This is a genomic window from Streptomyces sp. NPDC058671, from assembly GCF_042716475.1.
Classification (GTDB): Bacteria; Actinomycetota; Actinomycetes; order Streptomycetales; family Streptomycetaceae; genus Streptomyces.
This window is the reverse complement of sequence record NZ_JBHXSA010000025.1, coordinates 75,417-86,700: the sequence shown is the minus strand read 5'-3', so window position 1 is coordinate 86,700 and position 11,284 is coordinate 75,417. Positions and strand designations below refer to the sequence as shown.

Below are 11,284 nucleotides of genomic sequence, written 5' to 3'. Positions count from 1 at the left end.
GTCCATGGATCTTGGACTGAGGGACCGTGTGTACGTGGTGACCGGGGGGACGCGGGGGCTCGGGCGGGCCTCCGCGGAGGCGCTGCTCGCCGAGGGCGCGAAGGTGCTGGTCACCGGGCGGGAGGAGAAGACCGTCGCCGAGGCGGCGGCCGAGCTGGGGCCCGGCGCGGCCGGCGTCGCCGCCGACAACGGCGACCCGGAGACCCCGGCGCGGCTCGTCGCCGAGGCGCGGGCGCGGTTCGGCGGCTTCGACGGCATCCTGATCAGCGTGGGCGGTCCGGCGCCCGGCTTCGCGGCGGACAACACCGACGAGCAGTGGGCGGCGGCCTTCGACACCGTCTTCCTCGGGGCGGTACGGCTGGCCCGCGCGGCCGCCTGCGCCCTCACCGACGGCGGGGTCATCGGCTTCGTCCTGTCCGCGTCGGTCCACGAGCCGATCGAAGGTCTGACCATCTCCAACGGCCTGCGCCCGGGTCTCGCCGGCTTCGCGAAGTCCCTCGCCAACGACCTGGGCCCGCGCGGAGTGCGGGTCGTCGGACTGCTGCCGAGCCGGATCGACACGGACCGGGTGCGGTCCCTCGACGCGCTCTCCGGCGACGCGGACGCGGCCCGCGCGGCCAACGAGGCCGCCATTCCGCTGCGCCGCTACGGCACCCCGGAGGAGTTCGGGCGGACGGCGGCCTTCGTGCTGTCCCCGGCTGCCTCGTACCTGACCGGTCTGATGCTCCCGGTCGACGGCGGGGCCCGCAGCGGCTTCTGAGGGCCCGCCCCCCGGCCCGTCGTCAGGTCACCCGCCTGGCCCGGTGCTTCACCGCCCGCAGGCGCGCCTCGGTGGGCAGGGCGGCCAGGCCCGTGGACGTACGGGCGTGGGCGAGGGCCCGGGTACTGAGGGTGGTCAGGGCGTCCCCCGGGGAGGCGTACGGCTCCAGGAGGAGCGCTACCCGGGTGCGGGGGGCGTCCCGGCGTCCGGTGAGGGCGATCCTGGCCCTGGCCACGCCCTCCTGGGCGGCGGCGTCCGCCTCGATCACGCCTTCGAGGGCCCGGCCGCGCAGGACGGCCTCCTCGCCGTCGCCGCTGTCGACGGCGACCTCGGCGAGCCGGGCCCGGCGGAACTGGACCAGCAGCCACCACAGGGCGAGCAGGACGACGAGCCCGAGGACGGCGATGACGACCGGCCACCACCAGCCCTCGTCCCGCCAGCGCTGCCGGTCGGCGGTGGAGAGCAGGACGTCCGAGGGACCCGACCAGGGCCACCAGGACGGCACGGACAGGTCGAGGGCCGCGGCGAGGACTCCCCCGCCGACGAGGAGCAGAAGGAGCCCGGCGAGGCCGAGCAGGGCGCGGTTGACGCGCCGGAGGACGACCGTCACCGCGCTCACCCCTTCCTGGGCGGCCGGGCCACCCGTACGTCGAGAGACGGCGGGTGGGCGAGGGCCAGTTCGTCGACGCCCGCGGCGAGGGCCGTCTCCAGGTCGGCGCGGACCTCGTCGAGCGCCCGGAAGTGCGAGACCGCCCGGACGGCCGCCTTGGAGCGGCCGACGCGTACCTTCGCGGACTGCACCCCGGAGACCTCCATGGCCCGGTCGCGCAGGGCGAGGGCGGCGGCCTCGCGGTCGAGCCCGGCCCGTACGTCGGCGTGGGCGCGGCGCATCGGGAGGACGGCGCGCAGGCCCGGGGTCGCCGCCAGGACCAGGAGCCAGAGGCCGAGGAGGACCGCGAGGACGGCTCCGCCGATGATCGGGGCGTCGTCGAGCGGCCGGGTGGCGAGGCCGTCGGCGAGTTCGCGCCGCCAGGCCATGGCGGTGCGGTCGGCGCGTACGGCCGCGATGTCGTAGAGGAGCAGCCCCGTCCCGGCGAGGACGAGGGCCGCGAGCAGGGCGGCGGGGATACGGCGTACGGCCCAGAAGCGCCGGACGGGGGATGCGGGGACGTCCTCCAGGACGGGGACGTCGTCGCGGCCGGGGTCCGGGGCGGGGGTCAGATCGGTTGCGGTCGTCATGACAGGCGCTCCCTCCGCGTGGCCTGCCGGGTGAGCGGGGAGTGGAGGCGCTCCACGTGGACGGTGACCTCGTGGACCTCCATGCCCACGAGTTCCTCCACGCGCGCGCGCACCCGGCCCCGGACGGCGCCGCACCGGCGGCCGACGTCGGAGGGATAGTCGAGTTCGAGGCTCACCGAGACCCGGGCGACGTCCCGGTGGACGACGACCGAGGCGTGGGGGCGCGAGCCGCCCTCGGGGACGGCGTCGAGCGCCTCCCCGGCGGCCTGGGCGGCGATCTTCGCGACGACCCGGTCGGCGATCGTGGTCGCTCCCCGGCCCCGTACGGGGTCCGGGGCCGATTCCGCTGCCATCCGTCACCGCCGCCGGTCGCCGCGTTCGCGACCCCGGAACAGGTCGCCCGGTTCGAGGTCGCCGTCGAGGAACCGCCCTGCCACGAAGCCGATGGCTCCCAATGCCGCGACCAGCACGAACGCCCCGAAGCCGCCGAAGTATCCGGCGAAGCCGAGCGCCATGCCGGCCAACAGGCCGACCACAGCCATGCTCATTCCTGACCCCTTCCTGAGGATCTTCCGGCCCCCTGTGCCCAGCCGTCAGCGGCTACTGGAGCCGCTGCTCCGGCTCCTCCTCCTCCTCGTCGGGCAGCTTGACGTCGCTGACCGCGATGTTGACCTCGACGACTTCGAGGCCCGTCATGCGTTCGACGGCGTTGATGACGTTCTCCCGGACGTCGCCGGCGACGTCCGCGATGGAGACGCCGTAGACGACCACGATCTCCAGGTCGAGTGCCGTCTGTACCTCGCCGACCTCGGCCTTCACCCCTCGGGTGGCGTTCGACTTGGCGCCGCCCCCGCCGGGTACCCGGTCGCGTACGGCGCCGAAGGTGCGGGAGAGGCCGCTGCCCATGGCGTGGACGCCGTCGACGTCCCGGGCGGCCAGGCCGGCGATCTTCTCGACGACTCCGTCGGCGATGGTGGTGCGGCCCCGGGATGCCGGGTCGCCGCCGCCGCGCTTGGTGACCGAGGTACGGCGCGGTTCGTCGCCGGAGGTGGCGCCGAAGTTACTGGTGTCCGTCATTGCGTTTCGCCCCTTCTGGGTTATTTCGGGGTTCTTCGCCCACACTAAGGGCGGTTACCCGCTCTCGCCCCAGGGATACGGCAGGCTGGGGTAATGACGACGAGTGACGGTTGGGCCGCGGCGGTACGTGACCGCCTCGCCCCGGGCAGGCTGTTGCCGCTCGGGACGGCGGCGGACGGGGCATGGATCACCGAACGGGCGGCGCGTGAGGTCATGGGCCGCGCCGCCTCGGCCGTACGGGGGGTGGTGCCGGGCGAGCTGCGGATCGGCCCGGACCGTGAGGCGGATCCGGAGTCCGGGTCCGGGGAAGCGGGCCTGCGGGTCTCCGCCTCGTTCGGCGCGGTGGCCGGGCAGCCGCTGCCGGGCCTCACCGAGGCGCTCCGGGCGGCCCTGCTCACGGCGGCCGAGGACGGACTCGGGCTCGTGACCGCGGCCGTGGACCTCCGGGTGACGGAGCTCCTCGACGCGGCGCCCCCGGAGACGGAACCGGCCGCGCCGCCGCCCGGCCGGGCCTCTCCGGCGACGGACGACCCGGTGGCCCTCGCGGCGCTCGGGGTGCCGGGCGTCGCGGCGATGACGGACGCGATCGGGCCGGCGGTGCGCCGGGGCCCCGACGGGGTCCGGGTCGAACTGGCCGTGACGGCAGGCGCCCGCCCCCTGGACGTGGCCCGCGCCGTACGCACGGCCGTGACCGCCGCCGTCCCGGAGGAGGCCGCGGTCACGGTCGTGGTGTCGGAACTGCGCTAGAGCGGGCGGGCGTCAGTCGCCGAGGCCCGCGAGGTCGCGCAGGCGGCGGGCCTGGGCGGCGCGCTCGGCGGTGCGCTGCTCCTCGTACGAGCGGCCGGCGGCACCCTGGAGGAGCGCCTTGGTCTCGATGACCGCGTCGCGCGGCGCCGCGAGCAGGGCGGCGCCGAGGTCCCGTACCGCCGCGTCGAGTTCGTCGGCGGGGACGGACAGATTGGCGAGACCGATGCGCTCGGCCTCCTCCGCGTGGACGAAGCGACCGGTGGCGCAGATCTCCAGCGCGCGGGCGTAGCCGACGAGCGAGACGAGCGGGTGCGTCCCGGTCAGGTCCGGGACAAGACCCAGGCTGGTCTCGCGCATGGCGAACTGCACGTCCTCGGCGACGACCCGCAGGTCACAGGCGAGGGCGAGCTGGAAGCCCGCGCCGATGGCATGGCCCTGGACGGCCGCGATCGACACGAGGTCACCACGGCGCCACCAGGTGAAAGCCTCCTGGTACTCGGCGATCACCGCGTCGAGGTTCTCGTCGGAACCGCGCGCGAGATCGAGGAAGGACGGCTCTCCGTCGAAGCCCTCGGGCGTGAACGCCTGCCGGTCGAGGCCGGCGGAGAAGGACTTGCCCTCGCCGCGCAGCACGACGACCCGCACGCTGCCGGGCAACGACCGTCCGGCTTCTGTCAACGCCCGCCACAGAGCGGGAGACTGAGCGTTGCGCTTCGCCGGATTGGTCAGGGTCACCGTGGCAACGGCGTCCTCGACGGTGAGCCGTACACCGTCCTTGTCGAATACGAGCTCAGAGTCGTCGAGCGTAGTCATGGGGCGCCTCCGGTTCCGGTGCAGCACTGCATCCGATGCTAAGTGACTGCACAGTAACCACCTGGCCTGCCATGGGACCGACCGGGTGGCCACCGAGAGACCCGGTGGCCGGTCGAGCCGCCCCGATGTCAGGCCGAGGCTGTCTTCTTGCCCCGTGTCGCTCCGCCGCGTCCGCGCAGCGTGACTCCGGACTCGCTGAGCATCCGGTGGACGAATCCGTAGGAGCGGCCCGTTTCCTCGGCCAGCGCCCGGATGCTCGCACCGGAGTCGTACTTCTTCTTCAGGTCTGCCGCGAGCTTGTCGCGCGCGGCGCCGGTCACCCGGCTGCCCTTCTTCAGAGTCTCGGCCACCCGTGCCTCCTCATGGGAAGTGCGCTCTGGACTTCTCATGATCACCCCTCCCGTCCGTCCTGGCCACCCATTCGACAAGGTCCATGCCGCCGGGTTCGCGGATGAGTGCGGCACCGTCACAACCGGAAGCTCGAATTCCGGTGGCTTCGAAGCGCGGCTCCGGGTCGGTCGGCGAGGGAAGTGCCAGGTCAGCGACGCAGCCGGTGCACACGTACGGCGCGGGTCTGCCGGAAGGATTCGGCAGAGCACCGCGCCGGGGGGTACGAGACGCCCTCACTCAGATGAAGGATCACGCATGAGCCGAATGATTCAGCCCGGCATGATCACTCCAGGGGTTCTCCGGGTCAGGCGAGCGCGACCAGGTCCGCGTAGTCCGGGCCCCACAGGTCCTCGACGCCGTCGGGGAGCAGGATGATCCGCTCCGGTTCGAGCGCGTCGACCGCGCCCTCGTCGTGGGTGACCAGGACGACGGCGCCCTTGTAGGTGCGCAGGGCCCCGAGGATCTCCTCGCGGCTCGCCGGGTCCAGGTTGTTGGTCGGCTCGTCCAGGAGCAGCACGTTCGCCGAGGAGACGACCAGGGTGGCCAGGGCGAGCCGGGTCTTCTCGCCGCCGGAGAGGACCCCGGCCGGCTTGTCGACGTCGTCGCCGGAGAAAAGGAAGGAGCCGAGCGTCTTGCGGACCTGGACGAGGTCCAGGTCGGGCGCGGCCGAGCGCATGTTCTCCAGGACGCTGCGCTCGGGGTCGAGCGTCTCGTGCTCCTGGGCGTAGTAGCCGAGCTTGAGGCCGTGGCCCGGGGTCACCTCGCCGGTGTCGGGCTTCTCCGCCCCGGCGAGCAGCCGCAGCAGCGTGGTCTTGCCCGCGCCGTTGAGGCCGAGGATGACGACGCGGGAGCCCTTGTCGATGGCGAGGTCCACATCGGTGAAGATCTCCAGCGAACCGTAGGACTTGGAGAGTCCCTCGGCGGTCAGCGGGGTCTTTCCGCAGGGCGCCGGGTCGGGGAAGCGGAGCTTGGCGACCTTGTCGGAGGCGCGCACCGCCTCGAGACCGGAGAGCAGCCGCTCGGCGCGCTTGGCCATGTTCTGCGCGGCGACGGTCTTCGTGGCCTTGGCGCGCATCTTGTCGGCCTGCGTGTTGAGGGCGGCGGCCTTCTTCTCGGCGTTCTGGCGCTCGCGCTTGCGGCGCTTCTCGTCGGCCTCGCGCTGCTGCTGGTAGAGCTTCCAGCCCATGTTGTAGACGTCGATCGTGGAGCGGTTGGCGTCCAGGTAGAAGACCTTGTTCACCACGGTCTCGACGAGGTCGACGTCGTGGGAGATGACGATGAAGCCGCCGCGGTAGGACTTCAGGTAGTCGCGCAGCCAGACGATGGAGTCGGCGTCGAGGTGGTTCGTCGGTTCGTCGAGGAGGAGCGTGTCGGCGTCCGAGAACAGGATCCGGGCGAGCTCGACCCGGCGGCGCTGGCCGCCGGAGAGAGTGTGCAGCGGCTGGCCGAGGACCCGGTCGGGCAGGCCGAGGGCGGCGGCGATGGTGGAGGCCTCGGCCTCGGCCGCGTATCCGCCCTTGGTCAGGAACTCGGTCTCCTGGCGCTCGTACTGCTTCATCGCCTTGTCGCGGGTGCCACCGGAGCCGGTGGCGATGCGCTCCTCGTTCATCCGCATCTTCTTGAGGAGGACGTCGAGGCCGCGGGCGGAGAGGATGCGGTCGCGGGCCAGGACGTCGAGGTCGCCGGTGCGCGGGTCCTGCGGGAGGTAGCCGACCTCGCCGGAGCGCGTGATGGTGCCGCCGGCGGGGACGCCCTCGCCCGCGAGGCACTTGGTGAGGGTGGTCTTGCCCGCTCCGTTGCGACCGACGAGGCCGATGCGGTCGCCCTTGGCGACGCGGAAGGAAGCGGACTCGATGAGGACACGGGCGCCGGCGCGCAGCTCGATGCCGGAAGCGGTGATCACGGACAGACTCCAGGGCGGTGGGAAACGGCGGAAGGACGGCTGGTGAAGGCTTCGACGCCGCTAATGCACGGGGAGAATGGCCATACGGCCAGTCTAACGGGCCCCTGCAACTGCTTTTCGGCCACGCGGGGCACGGGGACACGGTGGGAGATCTCTCACCTTCCCGCCGATGCCCCACAAAAGGGGCGATCGGTGGGAGAGGGTTCGATACTCGGCACAGAGCGGCGGTCTCTGCCGCGGCGGTGACGCGGAGGGTGGTGGACCGTGCAGTTCGACGACGACGCCGATCTGGACACCTCGGAGGTACGGGACGTCCGCGGCAGCCGCATCCCGGGCGGCAGGGCCACCGTCGGCGGCGGCGTCATCGGCCTCATCGCGCTGGTCCTCGGCGTGCTCTTCGGGGTGGGGCCCGATCAGCTCGGGCTCTCCGACGGCGGCGACGAGCCCGTCGCGACCTCGTCCTCCGCGGCCCAGGTGAACCAGAGCTGCAGGAAGGGCTCCGACGCCAACACCCGCGACGACTGCCGGATCGTCGCCGTCGTCAACAGCCTCCAGGACTTCTGGCGGACCGAGTACGCGCGCCGTGGCGGCACCTACGGGAACGCCGCCACCGTGATGTTCAGCCAGCGGGTCGGGACCGCGTGCGGCACCGCGACCTCGGCCGTGGGGCCCTTCTACTGCCCCGGGGACCGGCAGGTCTATCTGGATCTGGGCTTCTTCGAGGAGCTGCGGACGACCTTCGGCTCGACCGGCGGGCCCTTCGCGCAGGCGTACGTGGTGGCGCACGAGTACGGCCATCACGTGCAGAACCTGATGGGGACCCTGAGCCGCGCCCAGGACGGGCGGACCGGCGCGGACTCCAACGCCGTGCGGGTCGAGCTCCAGGCCGACTGCTACGCGGGCGTGTGGGCCCGGCACGCCACCACCACCCCCGACGACCGGACGGGCCGGCCGCTGCTGACCACGCTGACGGACGCGGACATCAGGGACGGCCTGGACGCGGCGGCCGCCGTGGGCGACGACCGGATCCAGGAACGGTTCCAGGGCCGGGTGACGCCGGAGAACTGGACGCACGGCTCGGCGGCCCAGCGGCAGCAGTGGTTCCACGAGGGCTACCGGACCGGTGACATGGCCCGGTGCGACACCTTCCGCTGACTTGTCGGCGGGGACTGCCAGACTGAGACCCAGGTCACCTACGGATGCATCGAAGGGAAGTGATCGGGATGGCCGAGGCCCCCCACATCTGTCCGACGCTGACGTACGAGGACGCGAAGGCGGCGATCACCCTGCTCACGGAGGGCTTCGGCTTCGCCGCGACCGCCGTGTACGAGGCCGAGGACGGGCGGATCGCACACGCCGAGCTGTCGTACGGGAACGGCATGGTGATGCTCGGCAGCAAGGGCACCGGCAGCGAGTTCGACAAGCTGATGGCGGGCGCCGGCCCGGTGGGCGTCTTCGTCCACGTCGACGACGTGGACGAGCACCACGAACGGGCGGTCGCCCACGGCGTCGAGATCGTGATGCCGCCCACGGACCAGGAGTACGGCTCCCGGGACTACATGGCCCGGGACGCCGAGGGCAACATCTGGAGCTTCGGGACCTACACCCCCGGCGCCGCGGAGTAACCGGGCGCCGGGCGGGGGCGCGCCCCGGGGTCACGCTCCTCCGGTGTGGACCTGGAAGGCCGCCCGGCGGACCGCCTTGGCCAGGGCCGGGTCCGGGTGGGCGGCGGCGAGGGCGACCAGGACCTGGACGGTACGGGGGTGACCGACCGCCCGGACCTCGTCGAGCAGGGCCGGGACGGTGCCCTGCACGGCGGAGTCGAGGTGCCGGACGAGGAGTTCGCTCTCGCCGTGGTCGGCGACGGCCGCCGCCGTGTCCACCCAGAGCCAGGTCGACTCCTCGCGGGTGAGGACCTCCTGGGCGTCGTCGGGGTCGGCGCCCTCGTACTCCGCGAGCCAGAGCAGCGCGTACGGCCGCAGGGAGGGTTCGGCGACGGTGGCCCGCACCTCGGCCTCCGCGGGGGCCCCGACGACCCGGAGCGCCTCGAAGGCGAGGCCGCGCAGCAGGGCGTCCTCGCCCCGGGCGACGGCGAGGAGTTCGCTCACGGCGCTGGAGAGGGTGCGGGCCGCGAGCCAGGCGCGGTACTCGGCGCGGGCCGGGCCGGGGGTGAGCCGGGCGCAGCCGCGGAGCATGTCCCCCGCGGACTGCTCGATGTTGCCGGCGGGGCTCTGCGCGGCGACGCAGATCTGCTCCAGCTTGACCCAGACCGCCCAGTTGCCGAGCGGGGTCAGGGTCGCGTGTCGCCCCTCCGCACCGGCGTCGAGGGTGAGCGCGCCGACGGCCGCCAGGCCTTCGAGCGCCCAGTCGAGGAGGGCCGGAAGCCCCTCGGTGCCGTGGTCGGCGGCGGGGGCGCCGGCGGCCTCGGGGGCCGGGCCGGCGGCCGGGACCTCGCAGCGCTCCTCGCGGAGCTCCTCGACGCGCTGGCCGAGCAGGTCGAGGAGGGCGGGGACGAGGACCGGGCCCTGGGAGAGCTGGAGCAGCGACAGCACCTGCGGGACGGCCTCGACGACCTCGGCGACGGCGCTGGGCTCGACGCCCTCGGGGGCCGGGTGGACCAGGGACCAGGCGTCGAAGAGGGCGACCCAGCCGCGCAGTACGGCGGAGTCGTCGCGGTCCCAGGCGTGCAGCCGCCAGCCGGGGCGGGCGGTGTCGCCGTGGAGCTCGACGAGCCCGGCGAGCCGGGCGCGGTCCCAGCCGGCCCGGATCTGGCCGGGCGTCAGGTCCAGCGCGGCCGCGGCCCGTTCCTGGGCGGTGACGGGCCCGGAGCCGGTGCGGGGGGTCGCGTCGACGCCGCGCTCGACGGCGGCCCAGCGGGCGATCCGTACGGCGTCGGCGAGGACCTGCCGGGCCTGGCGGGCGAGTTCCGCGCGGGGCGGAGTGCCCTCGGGCGGCCGCGGCGCCGGGCGGGTGCGCCGGGTCGTCACGGCCCGTCGGGCGGTGGCGAGGGCCCGTGGGCGGACGAGTCGGAGTCTGGAGTTGCGCGCCAATGGTTCATCGGGCTTTCGAGACGTCACGGGGGCAGTCTTCCCGCTGACGGCCCGAAAACCCAATCGGAATGGACCGGCCCGCCGGAGCGGGCGTGGGGAGGGGGCCTCGGGCAGGTCCTGGTGGCGGCGCCGGCGGGAGGTTCCGGAACGGTTCCGGGCGAGGTGCCGGGGCGGTTCTAGAGGAGCGGGGTGAGGAAGCGGCGCAGGTACTCCTCGTAGCGCACCGGGTCCGCGTTCCACATGGCCGCGTGCGGGGCGTGCCGGACGGTCTGCGACGAGACCAGGTCGGGGCGCCGGGCGGCGAGTTCGAGGGACGGTTCCCAGGGGGCGATGGTGTCGTCGGGGCCGTGCAGGAGGAGGACCGGGACGCGCAGGGCGTCGGGCGCCGAGGCGGCCCTGAGCAGATCGCCGTGCGGGCCGGTCCTGCCCTGGGCGGCGCGGACGGCGAGCGGGAGCAGCGGGGCCGGGACGTGGCGGGCCGCGGCGAGGTTGCGGACGGTGGCCTCCCAGTCCAGGACCGGGGAGTCCAGGACGAGGCCGGCGATCCGGTCGCGCACCCCCGACTCGGCGGCGGCGCGCAGGGCCATGGAGGCGCCGGTCCCCCACCCGTGCAGGACGACGGAGTCCGCGCCCCGGCGGACGGCGTAGCGGATGGCCGCGTCGACGTCGCGCCACTCGGAGTCGCCGAACCGGGCCAGGCCGTCCCGGACGGCGGGCGCCCCTTCGTCGCCGCGGTAGGCGGGGAGGAGGACGGGGACCCTGCGGCGCGCGTAGAAGGGGACGACGTTCAGCGGGTGCTCGCGGGTGGTGCCGAGGCCGTGGAGGGCGATCACCCAGGTCGGGCGGGGGCCGGGCACCAGCCAGGCGGGGAGGGGGCCGAGCTCGCCGGGGATCTCGACGTCCTCGTGGGCGAGCCCGAGGGCGCCGAGCGGGGTGCCGCGGTGCAGCTGGGGGGTGAACCGGACGCGGGCGCCGGGGCCGAGCGCCCCGAGTTCGACCCGTTCCAGCCGCCGGACGACGGTGTCGGCGGTGTGCGGGACCCGGTCGAGGACGGGGCCGACGACGGCGTGGAGGCGGGGGCCTTCGAGGCCGTACGTACCGGGGCGCAGCGAGGCCAGGCTGCGGGTGAGGGTGATCCGCTCGGGGCCGACGGTGTGCACGGTGAGTCGTGGGTCCCCGGGCAGGGGAGGTCCGGACGGCGCCTTGAGGGCGACGTCGCTGGCGTACCGGCCGGCCGCGACCGCGGCCGCGCCGACACCGAGCAGGGTGGTGACGGCCGCTGCCGTCGCTGTAGCCGGGCGCACG

14 protein-coding genes are annotated in these 11,284 nt (G+C 74.1%); 4 read left to right on the top strand and 10 right to left on the bottom strand.

Features of this window, described 5'->3' with window-relative positions:
- Positions 1–4: 4 nt before the first annotated feature.
- On the top strand, positions 5–760 hold the full coding sequence (locus tag ACFWV2_RS27060) for an SDR family oxidoreductase (protein WP_384408657.1): 756 nt from the start codon (positions 5–7) through the stop codon (positions 758–760).
- 22 nt (positions 761–782) lie between these two features.
- On the opposite strand, the gene amaP is transcribed toward ACFWV2_RS27060, so the two are convergent.
- From amaP to ACFWV2_RS27035, 5 genes are read right to left on the bottom strand one after another with little or no spacing between them, the layout of a single operon-like run.
- Positions 783–1,370: an alkaline shock response membrane anchor protein AmaP gene (gene amaP, locus ACFWV2_RS27055; RefSeq protein ID WP_384408655.1), complete on the bottom strand. Its 588-nt coding sequence runs from the start codon at positions 1,368–1,370 to the stop codon at positions 783–785.
- 5 nt (positions 1,371–1,375) lie between these two features.
- On the bottom strand, positions 1,376–1,999 hold the full coding sequence (locus ACFWV2_RS27050; RefSeq protein WP_384408652.1) for a DUF6286 domain-containing protein: 624 nt from the start codon (positions 1,997–1,999) through the stop codon (positions 1,376–1,378).
- Complete coding sequence (locus ACFWV2_RS27045) at positions 1,996–2,352, bottom strand: hypothetical protein (protein WP_384408650.1); 357 nt, start codon at positions 2,350–2,352, stop codon at positions 1,996–1,998. The genes ACFWV2_RS27050 and ACFWV2_RS27045 overlap by 4 nt, the downstream gene beginning before the upstream one ends.
- A 3-nt stretch (positions 2,353–2,355) precedes the next feature.
- The gene (locus ACFWV2_RS27040) at positions 2,356–2,547 is read right to left on the bottom strand and encodes a hypothetical protein (RefSeq protein WP_360782565.1); all 192 of its coding nucleotides are present in this window, start codon (positions 2,545–2,547) and stop codon (positions 2,356–2,358) included.
- Positions 2,548–2,599: 52 nt separating this feature from the next.
- Positions 2,600–3,076, bottom strand: a complete 477-nt coding sequence (locus ACFWV2_RS27035; RefSeq protein ID WP_384408648.1) for an Asp23/Gls24 family envelope stress response protein — start codon at positions 3,074–3,076, stop codon at positions 2,600–2,602.
- A gap of 93 nt (positions 3,077–3,169) precedes the next feature.
- Here ACFWV2_RS27035 and ACFWV2_RS27030 point away from each other — a divergent pair, with 93 nt between their 5' ends.
- The gene (locus ACFWV2_RS27030; RefSeq protein ID WP_384408646.1) at positions 3,170–3,823 is read left to right on the top strand and encodes a hypothetical protein; all 654 of its coding nucleotides are present in this window, start codon (positions 3,170–3,172) and stop codon (positions 3,821–3,823) included.
- 12 nt (positions 3,824–3,835) lie between these two features.
- Here the strand turns inward: ACFWV2_RS27030 and ACFWV2_RS27025 are convergent, their stop codons facing one another.
- The 3 genes from ACFWV2_RS27025 to ACFWV2_RS27015 form a co-directional block, all read right to left on the bottom strand.
- Positions 3,836–4,636, bottom strand: a complete 801-nt coding sequence (locus ACFWV2_RS27025) for an enoyl-CoA hydratase/isomerase family protein (RefSeq protein WP_384408644.1) — start codon at positions 4,634–4,636, stop codon at positions 3,836–3,838.
- A 128-nt stretch (positions 4,637–4,764) separates the two neighbouring features.
- The gene (locus ACFWV2_RS27020; protein WP_005477683.1) at positions 4,765–4,986 is read right to left on the bottom strand and encodes a helix-turn-helix domain-containing protein; all 222 of its coding nucleotides are present in this window, start codon (positions 4,984–4,986) and stop codon (positions 4,765–4,767) included.
- Positions 4,987–5,330: 344 nt separating this feature from the next.
- A complete protein-coding gene (locus tag ACFWV2_RS27015) occupies positions 5,331–6,929 on the bottom strand; it encodes an ABC-F family ATP-binding cassette domain-containing protein (RefSeq protein ID WP_360782578.1) in 1,599 nt (532 codons plus the stop codon).
- 264 nt (positions 6,930–7,193) lie between these two features.
- Here ACFWV2_RS27015 and ACFWV2_RS27010 point away from each other — a divergent pair, with 264 nt between their 5' ends.
- Positions 7,194–8,084, top strand: coding sequence for a neutral zinc metallopeptidase (locus ACFWV2_RS27010; RefSeq protein WP_384408641.1), 891 nt, complete (start codon positions 7,194–7,196; stop codon positions 8,082–8,084).
- A 68-nt stretch (positions 8,085–8,152) separates the two neighbouring features.
- Complete coding sequence (locus ACFWV2_RS27005) at positions 8,153–8,554, top strand: VOC family protein (protein ID WP_384408639.1); 402 nt, start codon at positions 8,153–8,155, stop codon at positions 8,552–8,554.
- 30 nt (positions 8,555–8,584) lie between these two features.
- On the opposite strand, the gene ACFWV2_RS27000 is transcribed toward ACFWV2_RS27005, so the two are convergent.
- Entirely contained in the window at positions 8,585–10,006 is a 1,422-nt protein-coding gene (locus tag ACFWV2_RS27000) for a hypothetical protein (RefSeq protein WP_384408637.1), read from the bottom strand.
- A gap of 149 nt (positions 10,007–10,155) precedes the next feature.
- The gene (locus ACFWV2_RS26995; protein ID WP_384408635.1) at positions 10,156–11,283 is read right to left on the bottom strand and encodes an alpha/beta hydrolase; all 1,128 of its coding nucleotides are present in this window, start codon (positions 11,281–11,283) and stop codon (positions 10,156–10,158) included.
- Position 11,284 lies beyond the last annotated feature (1 nt).

Coding starts and splice junctions, on each gene's coding strand:
- ACFWV2_RS27060 (WP_384408657.1), top strand. CDS start 5: ATGGATCTTGGACTGAGGGACCGTGTGTACGTGGTGACCGGGGGGACG.
- ACFWV2_RS27005 (WP_384408639.1), top strand. CDS start 8,153: ATGGCCGAGGCCCCCCACATCTGTCCGACGCTGACGTACGAGGACGCG.
- ACFWV2_RS27025 (WP_384408644.1), bottom strand. CDS start 4,636: ATGACTACGCTCGACGACTCTGAGCTCGTATTCGACAAGGACGGTGTA.
- ACFWV2_RS27045 (WP_384408650.1), bottom strand. CDS start 2,352: ATGGCAGCGGAATCGGCCCCGGACCCCGTACGGGGCCGGGGAGCGACC.
- ACFWV2_RS27030 (WP_384408646.1), top strand. CDS start 3,170: ATGACGACGAGTGACGGTTGGGCCGCGGCGGTACGTGACCGCCTCGCC.
- ACFWV2_RS27035 (WP_384408648.1), bottom strand. CDS start 3,076: ATGACGGACACCAGTAACTTCGGCGCCACCTCCGGCGACGAACCGCGC.
- ACFWV2_RS27050 (WP_384408652.1), bottom strand. CDS start 1,999: ATGACGACCGCAACCGATCTGACCCCCGCCCCGGACCCCGGCCGCGAC.
- ACFWV2_RS27040 (WP_360782565.1), bottom strand. CDS start 2,547: ATGAGCATGGCTGTGGTCGGCCTGTTGGCCGGCATGGCGCTCGGCTTC.